Below are 20,656 nucleotides of genomic sequence, written 5' to 3'. Positions count from 1 at the left end.
GATCTTTGATTCATCGCAGTTTGCGCGACTGCGATGATTAAGTTTTGCTGAAATTGTCACCGCAGCGTGTATTTGTCGATATTGGTTAGAAAACCACGGATCCGCTCATCCCCATGTTTAAACAGTGAAACTTGAGTTTGTTGAACAAACGGGCGGAACGGCCTTTATCGGTGCGTTAGCAGACGCCGAAGCCATTTTACGCCGAGAGAAGGGCACCTGTATTACGCCAGAAACTGCGGCTGTTGTATAAAATAAAATCAGCGCGCCGTGAATGTCGGGCGCGCTGATTTATTGATGATGAGTGCAGTAATTACAATTTGCCTAATGTTGCCACCATCACGGCTTTAATGGTGTGCAGACGGTTTTCCGCTTCGTCAAACACGATGCTGTGCTCGGATTCAAACACTTCATCGGTTACTTCCATTCCGCCATGCAGCCCGTATTGCTCTGCCATCTGTTTGCCTAAGGCGGTTTGATCGTCATGGAAAGCCGGTAAACAGTGCAGGAATTTTACCTGTGGGTTACCGGTCAGCTTGATCACATTCATGTTGATTTGATAAGGCAATAGCTGGGCGATACGCTCTTTCCACACCTCTTTCGGTTCGCCCATGGAGACCCAAACGTCGGTGTAAAGGAAATCGGCGTCTTTCACGCCTTCCGCCAGACCTTCGGTTAAAACCAGCTTCGCGCCGGTTTTGTCGGCGATCGTCTGACATTGAGCCACCAGTTCAGCTTCGGGCCAGCAGGCTTTTGGTGCAACGAGACGCAGCTCCATCCCCATCAGCGCAGCGCCTTCCAGCAATGAGTTGCCCATGTTATTACGCGCATCGCCAAGGTATGCCAGCTTCACCTGTGACAGCGGCTTATTTGGCATATGTTCTTGAATGGTCAGCAGATCGGCTAAGATTTGGGTTGGGTGAAATTCATTGGTTAATCCATTCCAAATAGGCACGCCGGCATACTGCGCCAATGTTTCAACCACGTCCTGCCCCCAGCCGCGATACTGGATGGCGTCGTACATTCTGCCCAGCACGCGGGCGCTGTCTTTGATGGATTCTTTGTGGCCGATTTGGCTGCCGTTTGAGCCTAAGTAGGTCACGTTAGCACCTTGGTCGTAAGCGGCAACTTCGAAAGAGCAGCGGGTTCGGGTGGAGTCTTTTTCGAAGATGAGCGCGATATTTTTACCTTTCAGCGTTTGTGGTTCATTACCTGCTTTCTTAGCCTGTTTAAGCTCGGCGGCTAAAGTGAGTAGATATGCGATATCTGCAGGCGTGAAATCCAGTAATCTAAGAAAATGATGCTGATATAGCTGACTCATAGTGCTCATCCTCAGTTGTGTTTTTATTGTGCTGAATGAATTAATATTCACATTATGTGTATTAAAATTCAAAATCAACCCCTGAGAGATAAATATTCACGTTTCTTATGGAGGCATGGGCGCGGCTGTGGGAGAATGAAAGTAGCGTGATTGCATACAGATTGAGGACAACGGCATGGCAAATCCTGAGCTATTAGAAGAACAACGTGAAGAAACTCGCCTGATCATTGAAGAACTGCTGGACGACGGCAGCGATCCGGACGCGTTATACACCATTGAGCATCATCTTTCGGCGGATAACTTTGAGCTGTTAGAAAAAGCGGCGGTTGAAGCTTTTAAACTCGGCTATGAAGTCACCGATGCTGAAGAGCTGGAAGTTGAAGACGGTACGCTGCTAATGTGCTGCGATGTTATCAGCGAAGTTGGCCTGAATGCGGAAGTGATCGATACTCAGGTTGAACAGCTGGTAAACCTCGCTGAAAAAATGAATGTGAACTACGACGGCTGGGGCACCTACTTCGAAGATCCTAACGGTGAAGAAGGTGACGACGACGAAGATGACGACGCAGAAGGCGTTGATGAGGATGACAATGGCGTTCGCCATTAGATTTTAAGATGCTCATCTTTAACGTCGCATAGTTAACGTCATAGTGAGAATAGTGAATCCGGTGTCAGCGATGGCACCGGATTTTTTTATGTGCAAAAAGGCGATTTAATCACACTTCGCGGGCGTTTTTAGGATTAGCGCTATTTAGAATAGTTAGACCTTACAGCTCTCTCAGCATCCTGACTTCGCAGTCCACATGACGTGTGCTGCCGAGAGCTTCGGTAATATGGTTAAATCCGAGCTTCTCATAGAGCGCTATGGCCGCGGTGAGGGAGGCAGTGGTTTCTAGATAACATTGGCTAAAACCGTTCTCACGAGCAAAATCCATGGCTTGAATAGCCAATTGTTTGGCTAAACCTTTTCCGCGCAATACCGGCAGAAAATACATCTTTTGCAGCTCACACAGGCTGACGTCTGCGCCTTCAAGCGGAGCAACGCCGCCGCCGCCAACCACTTGCCCATCGAGCTCAACCACCCAATAGGCGCAGCGTGGCTGGCTATAAACGTCGAATAGATGGTCAAGGTTTGGGTCAGATACGGTATAGCCTTTGTCTGCGGTGAGGCCGCACTCAGCTGAAACTTCACGAATAACCTGCGCAATGGCTGCGTTGTCGTTTGCCGTCATCTGGCGCACCTGAAGTCGTAAAGGCGTTTCTGTTGTCATAGTCATTACCCGGTTGTTCCGTTGTGTAAACGTTCTGACGCACATCGCTATTTTAGGCTGTTGTCACGGAGCGTTGTACCCCGCGTGATGGCGCACGAAATTCCTTAATACCACCGCTGATAGTGAGGATGCAAGCGTTCTGCGTGCGAGGTAAAAAAAAGCGGGGAACAATGTTCCCCGCTGATAGGTGTTTTGCTTACCGCGCTAGTTACAGCGCTGCAATCACCGCTTGCTGTTCGATGAGCTTCGCTTTGGCATCGGCGTAGCCGTTCATCTTCTCACGCTCTTTGGCAACAACGGCCTCAGGTGCGCGGGCCACGAAACCTTCGTTAGACAGTTTCGCTTCGATACGGCCAATTTCAGCTTCGATCTTAGCCACTTCTTTGGCTAAGCGATCGAGCTCTGCGTCTTTGTCGATAAGGCCAGCCATTGGGATCAGCAATTCAGCACCGTCAACCAGCTTGGTGACAGAAACTGGGCCTTTATCGCCCGCAGCCAGTACGGTGATGCTTTCCAAACGCGCCAGAGCCTGAATGAAGCTTAGGTTCTCCTGTACGCGACGCTGAGCATCCGCGCTGCATTCACGCAGCAGCAGTTCCAGTGGCTTGCTTGGCGCAATATTCATCTCGGCACGAATGTTACGCACGGCGATAATGGTTTGCTTGATCCATTCCAGATCGGCCAGCGCTTTCTCATCAACCTGAGATGCGTCGTACTCAGGGAATGGCTGCAACATGATGGTGTCTGCAGTAATCCCTTTCAGGCCTTTCACGCGCTGCCAGATGGTTTCGGTGATGTATGGGATCACCGGATGCGCCAAGCGCAGCAGGGCTTCCAGCACGGTGACCAGCGTATTGCGGGTACCGCGCAGTTCAGCTTCTGAACCACCAGTCATGACCGGCTTGGCCAGTTCCAGATACCAGTCGCAGAACTGGTTCCATGTGAACTCATACAGAATATTGGCAGCCAGATCGAAGCGGAAGTTATCCAGTGCTTCGCGGTAAGCTTTTACCGTCTGGTTGAATTCGGACAGGATCCAACGGTCTGCTAAGGACAGAACCATTTCGCCGCCGTTTAGGCCACAATCCTGCTCTTCCGTATTCATCAGTACGAAGCGGCTAGCATTCCACAGCTTGTTACAGAAGTTACGATAACCTTCCAAACGCTTCATATCCCAGTTGATATCACGGCCGGTAGAAGCCAGCGCTGCCAAGGTGAAGCGCAGAGCATCAGTACCGTGTGGCTCAATGCCTTCTGGGAACTGTTTTTCGGTGCGTTTAGCAATTTTTTCAGCCAGCTGTGGCTGCATCATATTGCCGGTACGTTTCTCTAACAGTTCTGGCAGAGAAATACCGTCGATCATATCCAGCGGGTCGATGACGTTACCCTTAGACTTAGACATTTTTTGTCCTTCGTCGTCACGGATAAGACCGGTCACATAGACGGTTTTGAATGGAACCTGTGGTTTGCCATTTTCATCTTTCACGAAGTGCATGGTCAGCATGATCATGCGCGCGATCCAGAAGAAGATGATGTCGAAACCGCTGGTTAACACGTTCGTTGGGTGGAAGGTTTTCAGCGCTTCGGTCTGTTCAGGCCAGCCCAGCGTTGAGAAAGTCCACAGACCAGAAGAGAACCATGTATCCAGAACGTCGTCGTCCTGTTTCAGTTCAACGTCTGCGCCTAAGTTATTTTCACGGCGTACTTCGTCTTCGTCACGGCCAACGAATACGTTGCCTTCGTTGTCGTACCAAGCAGGAATGCGATGACCCCACCACAGCTGACGAGAAATACACCAGTCTTGAATGTCGCGCATCCAAGAGTAGTACATGTTTTCGTACTGCTTAGGTACGAACTGGATTTCACCTTGCTCAACGGCTTCAATCGCCACTTTCGCCAGCGGCGCAGTGCGAACGTACCATTGGTCGGTCAGCATCGGTTCGATAACCACGCCGCCACGGTCGCCGTATGGAACGGTAAGATCGTGAGGTTTGATTTCAACCAGCAGGCCGGCTTCATCACAGGCTTTCACCACGGCACGGCGAGCGGCAAAACGCTCCATGCCACGGAACTGTTCTGGGATTTCGTTGCTGTAAACGTCGGTTTCTTCGCCGTTGGTATCCAAAACTTCTGCTTCGTCGCGAATGTCACCGTCGAAGGTCAGAATGTTGATCATTGGCAGTGCGTGGCGGCGGCCAACTTCATAGTCATTGAAGTCGTGCGCAGGGGTGATTTTCACGCAGCCGGTACCTTTTTCCATATCGGCGTGTTCATCACCGACGATAGGAATGCGACGGCCAACCAGCGGCAGAACCACGAATTTACCGATCAAATCTTTGTAGCGTGGATCTTCTGGGTTAACGGCAACACCGGTATCGCCCAACAGGGTTTCAGGGCGCGTAGTGGCAACCACCAGATAGTCTTTACCGTCGGCGGTTTTAGCGCCATCGGCCAGCGGATAACGCAGGTGCCACATGGAGCCTTTGGTTTCACGGTTTTCTACTTCCAGATCGGAGATAGCCGTGCGCAGTTTTGGATCCCAGTTAACCAGACGCTTACCGCGATAAATCAGGTCTTCTTTATACAGACGAACGAAAACTTCTTTCACCGCATTAGACAGGCCATCGTCCATTGTGAAGCGCTCGCGCTCCCAGTCGACGGAGTTGCCCAAACGGCGCATCTGGCGAGTAATGGTGCCGCCGGATTCTTCTTTCCACTGCCAGATTTTGTCGATAAAGGCATCACGACCATAGTCGTGACGAGTTTTGCCTTCTTCGGCGGCAATTTTGCGCTCGACGACCATCTGGGTGGCGATACCCGCGTGGTCGGTACCGACCTGCCACAGGGTGTTTTTACCCTGCATGCGCTGATAGCGGATCATGGTGTCCATGATGGTCTGCTGGAAAGCATGACCCATATGCAGGCTGCCGGTGACGTTCGGCGGCGGGATCATAATACAGAAGCTTTCTTTACTGGTGTCGCCATTCGGCTTGAAGTAGCCCTGCTGTTCCCAGTGCTCGTAGAGCGGCTGCTCAATGTCTTGCGGGTTATATGTCTTTTCCATGGTTCGTCTGTTCTTTGATTTGATCGATCAGTGAGTTGGCGGCGTAGCCGTGGTCAATTGAAAGCCGACGCTGCGGTAGATTTTATAGCGCTCACGCGCCAACTGTTTTAAAGCGTCTTCATAAGGAACGAAGTCTATCACTTCATGGAAAGCAGTAGCAAAATCTGCGAACTCGGTCTGCAAGCAGATCATCAGTTCACGCGGTGAATTACCCCGTTTTCCCGGCCATGAAAGTTCGACAGGCGCGCCATAATGTGGGCCTTCACCGGCCAGATTATGTGGCACAAACTGGTGCGGATCACGCGCCCAAAGGGCTTCATCTAATTTTTGAGCCTGTTCCTGACTTTGGCAAGCCAATAAAATTCGTTTACCGGAGCGCCAGTGTTGGGCGGCGAGATCACAGGCCAAAGCCTCAACGGCATCCAGTTCACCATCAGGTTGATGATGCTCCATGAGATAGAAGGTTGCCTGTTTCATGATGTGATATAGCCTTACGCTTGTGCAGCACTTATGAAGTAATGAAATACAACAACGAAAGACCCCCTCCCAGTCGTCTCTTAAAAACAGAGGTCTGGGGTGGGGGTTCTATTTATTTTAACTCAATTTTCTTAATCGTCGCCGTTCAGGCCTGCACGATTGAGCAAGAACTGAGAAAGCATGGCGACGGGGCGACCCGTTGCACCTTTTGCTTTCCCTGAACGCCACGCGGTGCCTGCGATATCCAGATGCGCCCAGCTATATTTGCGGGTGAATCGAGACAGGAAGCACGCTGCGGTAATCGCTCCGCCAGGACGGCCACCGATGTTTGCCATGTCGGCAAAATTGGAATCCAGCTGATCTTGGAACTCATCCATCATTGGCAGACGCCATGCACGGTCACCGGCTTGTTCTGATGCGCTGATAAGCTCGGAGGCTAATGGGTTATGGTTTGCCATTAAGCCCGTCAAATGATGACCCAGCGCGATAACGCAGGCACCGGTCAACGTAGCCACATCGATAACCACATCGGGTTCGAAACGCTCAACGTAGGTTAACACGTCACACAGAACTAAACGTCCTTCGGCATCAGTATTGAGCACTTCAACGGTTTGGCCGTTCATCGTGGTCAAAACATCACCGGGACGATAAGCGCGGCCGCCAGGCATGTTTTCGCAACCAGCCAGTACGCCAACGATATTCAACGGAAGCTGAAGCTCAGCAGCCATGCGCATCACGCCGTAGACCGAAGCGGCACCGCACATGTCGTATTTCATCTCGTCCATGCTGTCAGCGGGTTTGATTGAAATACCGCCAGAGTCAAAGGTTAAACCCTTACCAACCAATACGATAGGTTTAGCATCTGGGTTTTTGTTGCCCTTATATTCAATCACGGACATCAACGATTCATTTTGTGAACCTTGACCCACGGCAAGATAGGCATTCATGCCTAGCTCTTTCATCTGCTGTTCACCGATAACGCGGGTGCTAACGTTCGGGCTGAAGCTGTCGGCAAGCTGACGAGCCTGTGAAGCCAAATAGCCTGCGTTACAGATGTTTGGCGGCATGTTGCCAAGATCTTTCGCGGCCTTAATACCGGCAGCAATGGCTAAGCCGTGCTGGATCGCGCGCTCGCCGCTAGTGAGTTCACGACGGGTTGGGACGTTGAACACCATTTTACGCAGTGGGCGGCGCGGTTCCGCTTTATTACTTTTCAACTGATCGAAGGTATAAAGCGTTTCTTTTGCCGTTTCGACCGCCTGACGCACTTTCCAGTAGGTATTACGGCCTTTGACGTGCAGCTCAGTCAGGAAGCAAACCGCTTCCATAGAACCGGTGTCATTTAGCGTATTAATCGTTTTTTGAATGACTTGTTTATACTGACGTTCGTCCAACTCACGCTCTTTGCCACAGCCAATCAGCAAAATGCGTTCTGAGAGTACGTTAGGTACGTGGTGCAGCAAGAGTGTCTGACCCACTTTACCTTCCAGTTCGCCACGGCGCAGTAGGGCACTGATGTAGCCATCGCTGATTTTATCGAGCTGTTCTGCGATTGGGGACAGTCGGCGCGGTTCGAAAACACCGACGACGATACAGGCGCTACGCTGTTTTTCCGGGCTACCGCTTTTTACACTGAACTCCATGCACTCTCCTGAATCTTAAAGACAGCGGCGCGGGGCGATGACTCAGCTATACTCGTTTCTTGAAGCCAGAAACGTTGCCAGAGTGACTATTATCTCGGCCCTTGCCGTTGAACTGACTGGAACACTCATTCACGGTTTTCTCTGATGATGGTGGTTTTTACCCACTTTTTCATAGGAAATCGCGCAATTTTCTCTCATTCTGCAAGGCTTTTTAGGGGCTGTGCAGAGGGACGTTATATAATCGGTAGTTATTTTCTCGTTTTCGTTGCTAACGATTACGGTACAATTGTTTTACTGTACAATCAGTTTACCCTGCTTATCGCGATGTTGCTGCGGTGTGCGTTGTTTGCTGCAACGACAACAAGTTTGGGTATACATCACTCGTAGTGGGTGATTAGCCTTCTACGATGTGTCAGTTATAAGTGTGTTCCTATAGGTTACACTTGAGACACATGCTGTAATGCTATTCTGATTGTAACCGCCGCCATAATCATCATAAAAATGGCGGGTTAGCGTAGAAATTATCTATTTTCCTGCAAAAAGACAAGTTTTCACAGGCGTAATAAGCGTGATCATCATTAGATATCTGGTACGGGAAACGTTTAAGAGTCAGATTGCTATTCTATTTATCCTGCTGCTGATCTTTTTTTGTCAAAAGATGGTGCGGATACTGGGAGCGGCGGTTGACGGCGAAATTCCGACAAACTTAGTGTTATCTCTCCTTGGGCTAGGTGTGCCCGAGATGGCTCAGCTTATTCTGCCTCTTAGCCTGTTCCTTGGGCTATTGATGACGCTGGGTAAACTGTATACCGAAAGTGAAATCGTAGTTATGCACGCTTGCGGCCTAGGCAAAGGCGTGTTGATAAAAACTGCGATGATCCTTGCCTTCATTACCGGCGCGTTTGCATTGGTCAACGCGTTTTGGGTGAGTCCGTGGTCGTCGTTTCACTCTGATGAAGTGATGGCAGAAGCCAAGGCTAACCCAGGTTTAGCCTCGATGGTGGAAGGGCAATTCCAGCCGTCGAAAGATGGCAACTATGTGCTGTTTGTGGGTGACGTGAAGGGCAAAAAGTTTGAAAACATCTTTTTAGCTCAGCTACGTCCTAACGGCACCCAGCGCCCATCGGTGGTTGTGGCGGATACCGGCCATATGGAAGGGCGTCCCGATGGTTCTCAGCAAGTGGTATTGGATACCGGTACTCGCTATGAAGGTACCGCGATGCTGCGTGATTTCCGTATCACCGACTTTGTGAATTACGAAGCGGTTATCGGCCATCAGGCGGTGGTGCTTAATCCAAGCAATGCCGATCAGGCACCGATGACAGCGCTGTGGGAATCCAAAGAAAACGACTTCCGCGCAGAATTGAACTGGCGTATTACGCTGGTGTTCTCTGTCTTCGTGATGGCGTTGATGGTGGTTCCTTTGAGCGTGGTTAACCCACGTCAAGGGCGTGTGCTGAGTATGTTGCCAGCCATGTTGCTCTATCTGATCTTCTTCCTGCTGCAAAGCTCGCTGCGTTCTAATGCGGCGAAGGGCAAAATTGATCCGTTTATCTGGGTTTGGACCGTGAACGGGTTCTATCTGTTGCTCGCTGTTGCGTTGAATATTTGGGATACGCTACCGATGCGTCGGATCCGCGCACGAATCACCGGTAAAGGAGTCGCCTGATGCTTGGAGTATTAGACCGTTACATTGGGCGCACGATTTTCAGCACCATCATGGCAACGCTGTTTATGCTGGTGTCGCTGTCTGGGATTATCAAATTCGTTGATCAGCTGCGTAAAGTGGGTCAGGGCGATTATTCTGCGGCAGGCGCTGGCCTTTTCACCTTGCTCAGCGTGCCAAAGGATATTGAAGTCTTCTTCCCAATGGCTGCACTGCTTGGTGCGTTATTAGGCCTCGGTATGCTGGCCCAACGCAGTGAGTTGGTGGTGATGCAGGCGGCAGGTTATACCCGCATGCAGATAGCCTCTTCGGTGATGAAAACCGCGATACCGCTGGTGATCCTCACGATGGCCATTGGTGAGTGGGTTGCGCCTCAGGGCGATCAGGCTGCGCGTAACTATCGTGCTCAACAGATGTACGGCGGTTCGCTGCTATCCACGCAAAACGGGCTGTGGGCAAAAGACGGCAGCGACTTTATCTTTATTCAGCGCGTGACCGGTGAGAAAACTATTCAAGGCATAAGCATTTATACCTTTGATAAAGAACGTCATTTGCAAAAGCTGCGCTATGCCAACTCAGCAACGTTTGAGGGCAATCAGTGGAAGCTTTCACAGGTGGAAGAATCAAATCTCACCGACAGCAAAAGGATCACCGGTTCACAAACGATAAGCGGTATGTGGAAAACCAACCTAACGCCAGATAAATTGGGCGTGGTTGCCATGAGCCCTGACTCCCTGTCGATTAGCGGTCTCTACCACTATGTGAAATACCTGAAACAAAGCGGGCAAGAATCTAGCCGTTATCAGCTCAATATGTGGAGCAAAATTTTCGCGCCGCTGTCTGTCGCGGTCATGATGTTGATGGCGCTATCCTTTATTTTTGGTCCATTACGCAGCGTTCCAATGGGCGTGAGGGTGTTGACGGGTATCAGCTTCGGCTTCTTGTTCTACGTGCTTGATCAGATTTTTGGGCCGCTAAGTTTGGTGTACAGCGTACCTCCAGTGTTAGGTGCTCTACTGCCAAGCCTGCTGTTCTTATTGATCAGTGTTTATATGCTGCTGAGAAAATCGTAGCGGCATCGCGCAGTTATTGAATATAAAACGGGCCATTGTTATGGCCCGTTTTTTTACGCTTAAATCCAATGTGCACTGTGTGGATCGGGCCTCTGGGTTAGCTCAAGATCCTTTTTGGGCTCTTGCCATAGCTGATCGGTTAGCCGAAAAATCGATACTGCCTTAGCTAGCATATCGGACTGTTCTTCTACATTCGACGCGGTGGTAGCAACTTGCTCCACTAACGCAGCGTTCTGCTGAGTCACCTGATCCATCTGGTTGATAGCAATACTGACCTGAGCAACGCCGCGACTTTGTTCGTCGGACGCATAAGAGATGCTATCGACGATGCTGGTGGCTTTATTAACGTTAAGCACGATGTCGGCCATGGTTTCTCCTGCGTGCTCAACGAGTAACATGCCTTCTTTGATATCGTTGCTCGATGTCGCAATGAGATCGTTGATCTCTTTTGCTGAAAGCGAGCATCGTTGTGCCAAATTACGCACCTCACCAGCCACAACGGCAAAACCACGCCCTTGCTCTCCTGCGCGAGCGGCCTCAACCGCAGCATTTAGGGCTAAGATATTGGTCTGGAAGGCGATACCGTCGATTACGCTGATGATGTCACTCATTTTTTGTGCGCTATGATTGATGGTGCGCATTTTAGCGATGACCGACTCCATGACCTGTTCACCGTTATGGGCAATATTGGCGGTGCTATTGATCATTTGAGCGGCTTGCTGAGCATTTTCGGCATTTTGCTGCACGGTGGCGGTGATTTGCTCCATGCTGGCCGCGGTTTGAGCCAGCGCAGCCGCCTGTTCTTCGGTTCGGCTTGAAAGGTCGGTATTACCCGCAGAGATTTCGTGGGTGCCTATGTTGATAGACTCAACGCCTTGCCGCACGGTAGCAACGGTGGTCTGTAATCCGCTCTGCATTTTCTGTAATCCAGCCATCAATAGCCCAACCTCGTTGCTATTTTGTATGGAAATGATGCTACGTAAGTCACCCTGTCCAATAAGCTCGAAATAGTCAGTCGCTTCTTGCAGTGGATGAACGAGCACTCTTTTAATCCAAAAATGCACGGCTAAGCACATGAAAACGCATAAAATTAGTACGGTGATGAGTAAGCGTATAAATTCGGAATACGCTTGTTTGGCTATGTCTCTGGCGTCATCGTTGTTCTTAAGGGAAATGCTAATATATTTTTTTACCCATCCTTGAAATAAGGCTCGCGTTTTTACCTTTTCAGTTTTCAATTGAAAAAGCTTATCAACTAATACGCTTGGAGATGGTTCGGATAAAGCAATGCTGATCTGCTTTTCTATGTTATCGGCATTGTTTTGGAATGCATTTTTAATTTGTTCACCCAATTTAACATCATGATTTGTTAGCCCTGGGATCTTCCAAAATAGATCAAAGGATTTATTGGCAAGCGCCATGTTTTCACGAGCCGCCTGTATAGAATCTTTATTAACAGCGCCTTGTGGATTGACTGCATACTCAAGAACAATGTTATTGATGGCTGATTGAGCTTGTTGAAGATAGGCACCACTGCTGCTGAGCGCGTTTTGCTCATCGGCGATGACGCTCATTGCGCTAATGCTATCGCTATTTTTTTTGATGAAGTAGAACCCAATCAGGTTAGAGCCTATTTGTATCAAACCAAATAAATACAGCACTAGCAGCATGCCGCTGGCGATTTTAATATTTTTAAACATAGGTGTAGCTCCAATAATAAACCACATCTTTGGAAAGGTTTTTTCCGTGGGTCTTTGTGTTATCGGAGATAAGCCAAATTTATTTAGGTTTAAAATACATGCAAATTAACAATAATAAATGCAAATAAATCCATTAAATAAATATATTGAATGAATTTATTTAGTTTAATTTTGAAATAAAAAAGGGACATAAAAATGTCCCTTAATTAAACTCAAGCCACAGTTAGTGCTGCTGCTGTGCTAGCTCGCTGACTAACTGATTAACACCGTCGCTCATATTAGTAAATTTGGTTAGTTCAGTGCGGGCAACAACCGCAAACACGCCAACGTTTTTGTCTGGGATCATCGCCATATAGGTAATGAAGCCACCGCCGCCGCCGGTTTTTTGCATGATGCCTGGCAAGCCGTTTTGTGGCGCCATATATACCCACCCCAAGCCAAGCGCTGATGCTTTACCTGGAACATCCATTCCTTTAACCAGCGTAAGTTTTTCGCGCTGATAATACATTTTCAGCAGCTTATCGGCGTAAGGGCTACGAGGCTGGGTTGATGAAGATAAGAACTGTTGCATCCAGCGCTGCATGTCTTCCGGTGTGGAATACACACCGCCGCTACCGATAGCCGCTAGGCTGCTTTGGCATGGGCTCGCACCGCGTGCGGGTACGATCATACGTGAGCATTGCTCGGGGGAGGGGGTATATGTGGTGTCTTTCATGCCCAACGGCAGAGTCACCTTCTCTTTGAGCAGGCTCGGATAAGCTTTGCCCGTTGCCTGAGCAAGCGCATCGGCCAGCAGGTCAAACGCCAGATTCGAATAAGATGCTCGCACGCCGGGTGGCACCGCGACTTTCGCGCTTTTCATCCATTGCCAGCGATCGTATTTTGTTGGCCAGGTAAAGACGTCTCGATGTGCAACTCCGCCCGGCTGTTCGCGCGGCAAACCACTGGTATGAGAGGCGAGGTTCATCAGCACGATCGGCTGGTTGGCGCTATAGGACGGAACTCGCATTCCGCTAGGCGCGTACTTTCTCAATGGGTCATAAAGGCTGACTTTTCTTTCATCGGCGAGCTTAACCAACACTTCACTGGTCATGAGCTTGGTAAGGGAGGCGATACGGATTAAGGAGTCTTTGCGCGGGCGGGTATCATTGCCGGGGCGAGTTTCGCCAAAACTTCTAAACACCTGCTGGTTGTTATCGATAGCAACCATGGCCATTGCAGCGGCACCACTATTGTAAAAAATATGTTCAGCGTAGCCATCAACTACCTGTGAAGCTAAAGGCTCAGGTGGTTGAGCAGAACTTGTAAGTGGCAGTACCGCACAGGCGACGCCCAGTAGCGTCGCAGGGAAAAATTTCAACACGCGTTTATCCATTTTTTCAGGCAAGAGACAGGTCAGATTTTTTAGTGGGAACATCTTAATGCCAACCGTATGCGCTGGCAGAGCGGAATTCATCAGTTTTTTGTAAATAAAACCAAACGGTACATGTGGAAACAAAAATGATTGTGACGTAGCTCACACGCAGAGCTAATCTTAGAATAGAACCCAGTTTGGTTTGGTGAACACCAAAAATACGTTAGGAAGATGAGCACTAATGTTTTCCTCTTTTGCGTTTGTGCACATATAATGCGCATCCAGTCTTCACTGGCTAAAATCGACAACCGCCTGTGCGCGGTACTAGCACCCAACAGGAATATAAACATGAAAATGAGTATCCGTGCGCTCTTCACGGTGCTTCTGGCAACGACTGCTTTTATGCAGTCTGCATTTGCCGTGGTATACCCTTTACCGGCGAATAACAGCCGTCTGATTGGTGAAAACATTCAGGTAAAAGTGCCAGAAGATAACAAACAGCCTCTGGAACATTTTGCTGCTCAGTACCAAATGGGCCTGAGTAACATGTTGGAAGCGAATCCGGGCGTAGATGCGTACCTGCCAAAGCCGGGTATGACGCTGACTATCCCGCACCAGTTGATTCTGCCTAATACTCCACGTGAAGGCATTATCATCAACAGTGCAGAGATGCGTTTGTACTACTATCCAAAAGGCTCTAAAACCGTCGTGGTTCTGCCGATTGGTATTGGTGAGCTAGGTCGCGATACGCCAATGAACTGGGTGACTTCGGTTCAGCGTAAAAAAGCGGGCCCAACATGGACGCCAACTAAAAAAATGCACGAAGAGTACGCCGCTAACGGTGAGACTCTGCCACAGGTATTCCCTGCTGGTCCCGACAACCCAATGGGCCTGTACGCGCTGTATATCGGCCGTTTATATGCGGTTCACGGTACTAACGCCAACTTCGGTATTGGCCTGCGCGTAAGCCACGGTTGCGTGCGTCTGCGCGATGACGACATCAAATACCTGTTTGATAACGTTCCAGTAGGCACTCGCTTACAGTTCATCAATGAACCTGTAAAAGCGACCGTAGAGCCAGATGGATCTCGCTATATCGAGGTTCACAATCCGCTGTCTACCACTGAGCAGCAGTTCAACTCTGACGCGCCAGTACCTGTTGTGCTGACCGACGCCATCAACAAAATTGTTTCTGATCCAAGCGTTCAGACCAGCGCCGTTGATAATGCAGTAGCAGCACGTTCAGGTATGCCAATTAAAATCAACTGATTGCATAATCACTTGATGTGAGTTACCGAAAGGCGGGATATATCCCGCCTTTTTTACGTCTCACGCTCAGATATGCGCTGCAGTTTCATGCAGATGACGCCATAACACTTTCCCCTGACTATCTTTTTCAAAGACCGCCGTTGAGAAGCGAACGGTTTTCGGCTGTTCTGGTTGTGTCTGTGTTTCCTTATAGCTAACGACCGCGCCATTTTCCCACTCAGCGATGATAGCCATCTCTGAGACCTCGATGTTCAGCCCCGCTTTGGCGCCTCCATTCGCACGGAAAAATCCACACACCGCAGGATAATTCAGCAGCATGCCGCTCATTCCCACCATGCTGAATGCAGGGCTAAAGTGCGATAGCAGCTGTTCACAAAGCGCTTCGCCGGTAGACGCATTGGCAAACCACTGCTGAATGAGTTCATGTGATTCGACAACTTCAACAAAAAACGGGTTATTTGCGGACATGAGGTTTCCTAGAGAGAAGCGTATACCGCAATGTAATGATGGAACTCGTTAACAGCAACCCTGATAGACGTGAGCAAACGCCCCAATTCCTCCTCGATGCGTAGGCAAATGAAATTACGCGAGGTATAAACGGCGGCAAAAGAGCCGCCAAACCGCAGATGGTGAGTAATAATTGCTGATAAAATATCCGCATAGGCGTTTTTTATTGTACCTTCGTCGTTTTTTTAGGCACTTAAACAATTGAATGCAGGATAAGTATTGCGTGGGGGTCGTGGCTAGGTATAATGCACTCGTTTTCCGCATACTACTTCTGTGCCGAAGTGGCGAAATCGGTAGACGCAGTTGATTCAAAATCAACCGCCGCAAGGTGTGCCGGTTCGAGTCCGGCCTTCGGCACCAATAGTATGTAAATAGACCTCAATTGAGGTCTTTTTTTATGCCTGAAATCCAGTCTCCGCAAGGCTTTTCCCAGCTTTTCAGTCTACCGACGTCAATCTGAGTTACCCCACATCAACATGCTTGTGAGTATAGAACCGAGTATATATGCTGGTTCGATAATGCTTATATACTCACGGCAGCATATGGAAGGAATACCATCATGGCCCTGACAGATACAAAGGTGCGCTCTGCAAAACCTGAGGCAAAGGAATACTCGCTAGTAGACGGCGATGGAATGTTTTTGTTGATACACCCTAACGGCTCCAAATACTGGCGTTTCCGCTTTCGCTTTGGCGGCAAGCAACATCTGATGGCATTTGGTGTTTACCCCGAAACGTCACTGGCTGATGCCCGCCAAAAGAGGGAAGAGGCCAGGAGGCTTGTTGCTGCCGGTGTTGATCCTCGTGAGCATAAGCGTGCAGTGAAAGAAGAACAGGCTAAAGAGATCATCACTTTTGAATCTGTAGCCAGAGACTGGCACGCAAGCAATCAAAAATGGTCTGAGTCACATAGTGGCCGTGTTCTTAAAAGTCTGGAAGATAATCTGTTCGATGCGATTGGTAAGCGGAATATTGCCGAGCTAAAAACCAGAGATTTACTTATTCCCATCAAAGCCGTAGAGATGTCTGGACGTCTTGAGGTTGCTGCTCGTCTACAGCAACGCACAACAGCAATTATGCGCTTTGCCGTGCAGAGTGGATTAATTGACTACAACCCCGCACAAGAGATCGCTGGCGCGGTCGCTACCGCTAAACGACAGCATCGTGCTGCGCTAGAACTTAATTGTATACCTGAACTACTTCATCGTATCGACACATATACCGGTAGACCATTAACACGCTTAGCTGTGGAGCTGACGTTATTGGTATTTATTCGATCTAGTGAACTGCGTTTTGCACGCTGGTCAGAGGTAGATTTTGATAACTCTATGTGGACGATTCCGGGAGAACGTGCGCCTTTGGAAGGTGTGAAGCATTCACATCGAGGATCGAAAATGCGGACTCCGCATCTGGTTCCTTTATCCAGCCAAGCTCTGACCATTCTGGAAAAGATCAAAAACATGAGCGGAAATCGTGAGCTGATCTTCGTTGGTGATCACGATCCTCGTAAGCCGATGAGTGAAAATACGGTGAACAAGGCGCTGAGGGTGATGGGCTATGATACAAAAGTTGAGGTTTGTGGCCATGGTTTCAGAACTATGGCCTGTAGTTCTTTGATTGAGTCGGGATTGTGGTCGAAGGATGCGGTAGAACGGCAGATGAGTCACCAGGAACGTAACTCTGTGCGCGCGGCTTATATTCATAAGGCCGAGCACCTAGGGGAACGCAGGCTAATGCTGCAGTGGTGGGCTGATTATCTGGATGCAAACAGGCAGCAAACTATTTCACCTTTTGATTATGCAAAAGTAAATAATCCATTCAAATAATCATTAACAGTCTTTTGTTGTAATAAGCCTTATTCAATTTTTTATATATCACTAAGACCTCAGTTAAAAAACAGGTGTTTTTGTTTTTAATCAACCGAAAAGTAAGCGTTAAGTGAGTGCCATATAGACGCAGACCTGCAAGCCACATTTAACCTAAACGATACCAATGACTTGTATCGAGTTTGTGATGCAGCTCCTCTGAAAGGAGTCCTCAGCATAAGTGTGACAGAACTTACGCTGAGGGATGTCCATCACAGCACTAGGCTAACAACATCGTTGTCACTTAAGAAATCATCCGTTTGTGTGAAAATAAACTGCTTTAAAAACTGATCGATGCGAATATTCAGCTTGAATAGAGGCATGGTTACGCCGTCTTGTTTTTCAAAAAAGGCCTTGGCTTTCGCTTTATCTACCGATTCTTTTAATGCATCGAAGCGACCAAATTCGTTGAGATTCTTATCATTAACGCTATCAGCCATTAATGCTATGAGTAGTCCTTTATCTAAACCAAGAGCATCAACCACTGCGTTTAATTGCGCATTTTCAGCGTTATCTTTGTAGGTGTTGATGTAGTCTCTAAAAGTATGGCCTTCTACTAACTGCGCATCGCCGCGCTGCAAGTCGTGCAAGAAGAGCTTGGCGTACTTTTGCTCGCTTTGAGTGAGTGATGCAAACGACTTATGCAGCTCATTTAATGTGGTTTCAATGCTCGCAGAGTCTTGGTGCTGGTTCAGCTCTTTTAAAAATTTATCAAAGCGGCTGTTCATATAGTCGGCATCGATTTTGCCGGTATCTATTTCAGTTAAATAACCACTGATATCAAAAGGCACATTGCCGCCGCCACCACCATTACTTTTGCTGACCAACTCTTTATAGCGCAGCGCTAGGCTCAGGTAAGTTTGTTCGTCTATGACCCGCGTTACCTCATGTTCTACATCATTTTCAGTACAGGAATAGACCGATTGTTCCCAATGCAAACCTTGAACCTTAGCCGCTTCTAGGTGCTGGTTAAAGGTGTTAAATAATTTGGCGAATTGGGCACAGGTTTCCGTATCGTCTGGCAGTTTTTCAAAATTCTCAACGTCTGCATTGACGAACAGCTCGGTAATGTCCGCTACTAATTCATTCATGGCTTTAATATTACTTTCTAACTTATCTACGAAGAGGCCGATAGGTTTGTCGCCAGAATAGAGTTTTACCGCATCATTAATATGTTGCTCCATGGTGTGTGGATAGCGGTAGTAACGGATGATGCCGTGAGGTTTGTCGGGGCCAAACAAGCGATTGGTGCGCGAGAACGCTTGAATAATATTTTGGTATTTAATCACCTTGTCTAAATACAAGGTATTAAGCCATTTAGAGTCAAAGCCAGTGAGCATTTGATCCACAACAATCAGTAAATCTAATTGCTTTGAAGGCTCGGTGTGAATGCGCTCGTAGGGCTTTTTATGAGCAAGGCGTGCTGCTAAATCTTTTTTAAAGGCCGCATGGCGAGCAAAATCAAAATCTTGGCCGTAACGCTCGTTATAGTCGGCCATAACTTCTTCCAGACCATCGCCTTTAAACGTAGGACCTCGGCCGCTACTACCATCGTTATCAATGTGCGGGTCAAATAGGGCTGATATTTTAAGTTCAGGCTTGGCAGCTTTTAAACGGCGGTAATAGTCAATGGCTTCAGCAATGCTGCTAGTGGCTAAAATAGCGTGAAATTTATTGGCCTGACTGAGCACATCCCATTCGGCCAGAATATCAGCTACCACTTTTTCTTGATGGTCTACAGTGAGATATTGTTCTTTTGGCACATAGTCTTCTATGCCTTTGATATTCTTGCCTGTTGCATCTTTATGGCCAGCCATCGATACATCGTTCATAAAATAATTAAATTTTTTCTTTTTAGCAGGCGTAGACATTGCATCCGACACCGAATCGGCTTTGGCCTGTTCGAGGGCGATGGCTTGACGTAGATCCTTATCTTTAAAGGTACAGATTTTGTAAGGATCAAAGCCCAAAACATTACCGTCGCGAATACCGTCGGCAATGCTGTAGCGGTGTAACTCATTTCCGAAAACATCGGCGGTCGTGTTGTTGTTAACATGGTTTTCATCATGGATAGGTGTACCCGTAAAACCAAAAAACAACGCGGCAGGAAACGTCTTTTTGACCGTAATTAACATTCCGTCCTTATTATCTTTGCCGCCGCTCATGGTTGAACGATGCGCCTCATCGACAATAAACACCAAACGTTTAGCGCGAATTTTTTCAATATCCGCAGAGTTTGTGGCCACGCCTTCATCATCTACCGCTTCAAAAATATTACTCATTTTTTGAATCGAGCTAACAATTAACGTATCGGCGGGAGCGGTACTTTTTAATTTGGTAATGAGCACGTGAGTGTTTTCGGTGGCTTGAACGTCTTCGCCATCGCCGGCAAAATTGCGATATTCCGCGAGCGACTGGGTGCCCAACTCAATCCTGTCCATTAAAAAAATGACTTTATCGGCATCTTTGGATTGTGCGATCAACTGCGCCGATTTAAAGCTGGTCATGGTTTTACCCGAACCTGTGGTATGCCACACATATCCCCCGAGGCGATCGGGGTTATTGGCCGCGCTTCCCAGTTGCTGCCAGTTGGTTTTGGCGACTTTGTCAGATATTGCATTAGCGGCATAATACTGATAACTGCGCATGACCTTAAGCACGCCGTCGGTATCGTCGGCAACGGTATAAAAGCCAATCAACTGGTGCGCCATAGGGATGGAAAGCAGGGTAGAGGCAATGTCTTTCCAGTGGTTCATGGGCTCGTTATTAAAATCGGCCCAGTTAAATTGATAGTCGGGGTTAAACTTACCGTCTAGCCCAGGGTTAGCAAAGTATTTGGCCTCGTTGGGCTCCATGGCCACAAACACTTGGATGAGCGAAAACAGGCCGCTAAATACGCCCTCTTTGCTGTACTTTTCTATTTGGTTTACGGCTTGGCTAACCGGTATGCCGCTGCGCTTTAGCTCTACATGGATTACTGGCATACCATTAATCAGTAGCAGCACATCGCCGCGTCGGTCGTTACGCAAGGGGCTGCCTCGTTCAAATTTGGGCTGCTGCACAATTTGGTAACGGCTTTGGCCGGCGGCAATTTCTTGGCGATCGTATATTTTTAAGCTGACTTCTTTGCCCATATGCAAGCTATCGGCTGGGTTATCGCGCTTAATGGCTACTGTTTTACCGTTAATTAAGCCGTTGAGCTTGAGCGGAGTTTTAAGTTCTTTTATTTGCTCAATAATTTGCTGCATTTCAGTCGAGGTAAGCGGAACATCGTTTAAGCGATCCCGCTGGCGATTGTTTTCAAACAAAATGTTTGCCCAGTTTTGCAGCAAATCGGCTTCAGTTTTGTTTTTGAGTATCTCCGGCTCCCAACCTTTGTTGGTGAGAACCTCAATAAAGGCCTGCTCAAATTGCGCTTCAGTTTTAAAGGTGATCATGATGGCGCTCCCT

Annotated in this window: 14 protein-coding genes, 1 tRNA gene and 1 pseudogene; 7 read left to right on the top strand and 9 right to left on the bottom strand. The window is 48.4% G+C overall.

The features are described 5' to 3' along the window. Positions 1 to 130 precede the first annotated feature (130 nt). Positions 131 to 250: pseudogene (locus AB3Y96_RS19870) on the top strand (carbamate kinase); the annotation flags it as partial. Positions 251 to 310: 60 nt separating this feature from the next. Here the strand turns inward: AB3Y96_RS19870 and argF are convergent. Then, positions 311 to 1,327, bottom strand: a complete 1,017-nt coding sequence (gene argF, locus AB3Y96_RS19865) for an ornithine carbamoyltransferase (protein ID WP_367300047.1) — start codon at positions 1,325 to 1,327, stop codon at positions 311 to 313. 166 nt (positions 1,328 to 1,493) lie between these two features. Here argF and rraB point away from each other — a divergent pair, with 166 nt between their 5' ends. After that, positions 1,494 to 1,925, top strand: a complete 432-nt coding sequence (gene rraB / locus AB3Y96_RS19860; protein WP_040046126.1) for a ribonuclease E inhibitor RraB — start codon at positions 1,494 to 1,496, stop codon at positions 1,923 to 1,925. Between the two features lie 160 nt (positions 1,926 to 2,085). Here rraB and AB3Y96_RS19855 read toward each other — a convergent pair whose 3' ends face one another. The 4 genes from AB3Y96_RS19855 to pepA form a co-directional block, all read right to left on the bottom strand. Beyond that, positions 2,086 to 2,589, bottom strand: a complete 504-nt coding sequence (locus AB3Y96_RS19855) for a GNAT family N-acetyltransferase (protein ID WP_367300351.1) — start codon at positions 2,587 to 2,589, stop codon at positions 2,086 to 2,088. 208 nt (positions 2,590 to 2,797) lie between these two features. After that, complete coding sequence (locus AB3Y96_RS19850; RefSeq protein ID WP_367300046.1) at positions 2,798 to 5,653, bottom strand: valine--tRNA ligase; 2,856 nt, start codon at positions 5,651 to 5,653, stop codon at positions 2,798 to 2,800. A gap of 27 nt (positions 5,654 to 5,680) precedes the next feature. Then, positions 5,681 to 6,130 carry a DNA polymerase III subunit chi gene (locus tag AB3Y96_RS19845; RefSeq protein WP_025798359.1) on the bottom strand — a complete coding sequence of 150 codons (450 nt, stop codon included), beginning with the start codon at positions 6,128 to 6,130 and terminating at the stop codon, positions 5,681 to 5,683. A 131-nt stretch (positions 6,131 to 6,261) separates the two neighbouring features. Continuing rightward, entirely contained in the window at positions 6,262 to 7,773 is a 1,512-nt protein-coding gene (pepA, locus tag AB3Y96_RS19840) for a leucyl aminopeptidase (RefSeq protein WP_072310160.1), read from the bottom strand. A 568-nt stretch (positions 7,774 to 8,341) separates the two neighbouring features. Here pepA and lptF point away from each other — a divergent pair. Beyond that, positions 8,342 to 9,442 carry an LPS export ABC transporter permease LptF gene (gene lptF / locus AB3Y96_RS19835; protein WP_072310159.1) on the top strand — a complete coding sequence of 367 codons (1,101 nt, stop codon included), beginning with the start codon at positions 8,342 to 8,344 and terminating at the stop codon, positions 9,440 to 9,442. Then, the gene (gene lptG / locus AB3Y96_RS19830) at positions 9,442 to 10,512 is read left to right on the top strand and encodes an LPS export ABC transporter permease LptG (protein WP_072310158.1); all 1,071 of its coding nucleotides are present in this window, start codon (positions 9,442 to 9,444) and stop codon (positions 10,510 to 10,512) included. Before lptF ends, lptG begins: the two co-directional genes overlap by 1 nt. Before the next feature lie 59 nt (positions 10,513 to 10,571). Here lptG and AB3Y96_RS19825 read toward each other — a convergent pair whose 3' ends face one another. After that, positions 10,572 to 12,212, bottom strand: a complete 1,641-nt coding sequence (locus tag AB3Y96_RS19825; RefSeq protein WP_072310157.1) for a methyl-accepting chemotaxis protein — start codon at positions 12,210 to 12,212, stop codon at positions 10,572 to 10,574. 223 nt (positions 12,213 to 12,435) lie between these two features. After that, positions 12,436 to 13,587 carry a D-alanyl-D-alanine-carboxypeptidase/endopeptidase AmpH gene (gene ampH, locus AB3Y96_RS19820; protein WP_072310229.1) on the bottom strand — a complete coding sequence of 384 codons (1,152 nt, stop codon included), beginning with the start codon at positions 13,585 to 13,587 and terminating at the stop codon, positions 12,436 to 12,438. Between the two features lie 327 nt (positions 13,588 to 13,914). Between ampH and AB3Y96_RS19815 the strand changes: the two genes are divergently transcribed. Further along, a complete protein-coding gene (locus AB3Y96_RS19815) occupies positions 13,915 to 14,835 on the top strand; it encodes a L,D-transpeptidase family protein (protein ID WP_025798346.1) in 921 nt (306 codons plus the stop codon). A 66-nt stretch (positions 14,836 to 14,901) separates the two neighbouring features. On the opposite strand, the gene AB3Y96_RS19810 is transcribed toward AB3Y96_RS19815, so the two are convergent. Continuing rightward, complete coding sequence (locus AB3Y96_RS19810) at positions 14,902 to 15,303, bottom strand: DUF4440 domain-containing protein (RefSeq protein ID WP_367300045.1); 402 nt, start codon at positions 15,301 to 15,303, stop codon at positions 14,902 to 14,904. A 314-nt stretch (positions 15,304 to 15,617) separates the two neighbouring features. Between AB3Y96_RS19810 and AB3Y96_RS19805 the strand changes: the two genes are divergently transcribed. After that, a tRNA-Leu gene (locus AB3Y96_RS19805) sits at positions 15,618 to 15,702 on the top strand. Between the two features lie 199 nt (positions 15,703 to 15,901). Further along, positions 15,902 to 17,167 carry a tyrosine-type recombinase/integrase gene (locus AB3Y96_RS19800; RefSeq protein WP_367300044.1) on the top strand — a complete coding sequence of 422 codons (1,266 nt, stop codon included), beginning with the start codon at positions 15,902 to 15,904 and terminating at the stop codon, positions 17,165 to 17,167. A 251-nt stretch (positions 17,168 to 17,418) separates the two neighbouring features. Here the strand turns inward: AB3Y96_RS19800 and AB3Y96_RS19795 are convergent, their stop codons facing one another. Then, positions 17,419 to 20,643, bottom strand: a complete 3,225-nt coding sequence (locus AB3Y96_RS19795) for a type I restriction endonuclease subunit R (RefSeq protein WP_367300043.1) — start codon at positions 20,641 to 20,643, stop codon at positions 17,419 to 17,421. Between the last annotated feature and the right edge of the window lie 13 nt (positions 20,644 to 20,656).

The sequence above is a fragment of the Hafnia alvei genome, assembly GCF_964063325.1.
In the GTDB taxonomy this organism is placed as follows: Bacteria; Pseudomonadota; Gammaproteobacteria; order Enterobacterales; family Enterobacteriaceae; genus Hafnia; species Hafnia alvei_B.
The sequence above is the reverse complement of the archived record's forward strand: the minus strand, read 5'-3'. Positions and strand labels throughout refer to the sequence as shown.

Bases quoted from the DNA above. Each gene is read 5' to 3' on its own strand.
- argF (WP_367300047.1), bottom strand. From the start codon at position 1,327: ATGAGCACTATGAGTCAGCTATATCAGCATCATTTTCTTAGATTACTG.
- rraB (WP_040046126.1), top strand. From the start codon at position 1,494: ATGGCAAATCCTGAGCTATTAGAAGAACAACGTGAAGAAACTCGCCTG.
- AB3Y96_RS19855 (WP_367300351.1), bottom strand. From the start codon at position 2,589: ATGACAACAGAAACGCCTTTACGACTTCAGGTGCGCCAGATGACGGCA.
- AB3Y96_RS19850 (WP_367300046.1), bottom strand. From the start codon at position 5,653: ATGGAAAAGACATATAACCCGCAAGACATTGAGCAGCCGCTCTACGAG.
- AB3Y96_RS19845 (WP_025798359.1), bottom strand. From the start codon at position 6,130: ATGAAACAGGCAACCTTCTATCTCATGGAGCATCATCAACCTGATGGT.
- pepA (WP_072310160.1), bottom strand. From the start codon at position 7,773: ATGGAGTTCAGTGTAAAAAGCGGTAGCCCGGAAAAACAGCGTAGCGCC.
- lptG (WP_072310158.1), top strand. From the start codon at position 9,442: ATGCTTGGAGTATTAGACCGTTACATTGGGCGCACGATTTTCAGCACC.
- AB3Y96_RS19825 (WP_072310157.1), bottom strand. From the start codon at position 12,212: ATGTTTAAAAATATTAAAATCGCCAGCGGCATGCTGCTAGTGCTGTAT.
- ampH (WP_072310229.1), bottom strand. From the start codon at position 13,587: ATGGATAAACGCGTGTTGAAATTTTTCCCTGCGACGCTACTGGGCGTC.
- AB3Y96_RS19815 (WP_025798346.1), top strand. From the start codon at position 13,915: ATGAAAATGAGTATCCGTGCGCTCTTCACGGTGCTTCTGGCAACGACT.
- AB3Y96_RS19810 (WP_367300045.1), bottom strand. From the start codon at position 15,303: ATGTCCGCAAATAACCCGTTTTTTGTTGAAGTTGTCGAATCACATGAA.
- AB3Y96_RS19800 (WP_367300044.1), top strand. From the start codon at position 15,902: ATGGCCCTGACAGATACAAAGGTGCGCTCTGCAAAACCTGAGGCAAAG.
- AB3Y96_RS19795 (WP_367300043.1), bottom strand. From the start codon at position 20,643: ATGATCACCTTTAAAACTGAAGCGCAATTTGAGCAGGCCTTTATTGAG.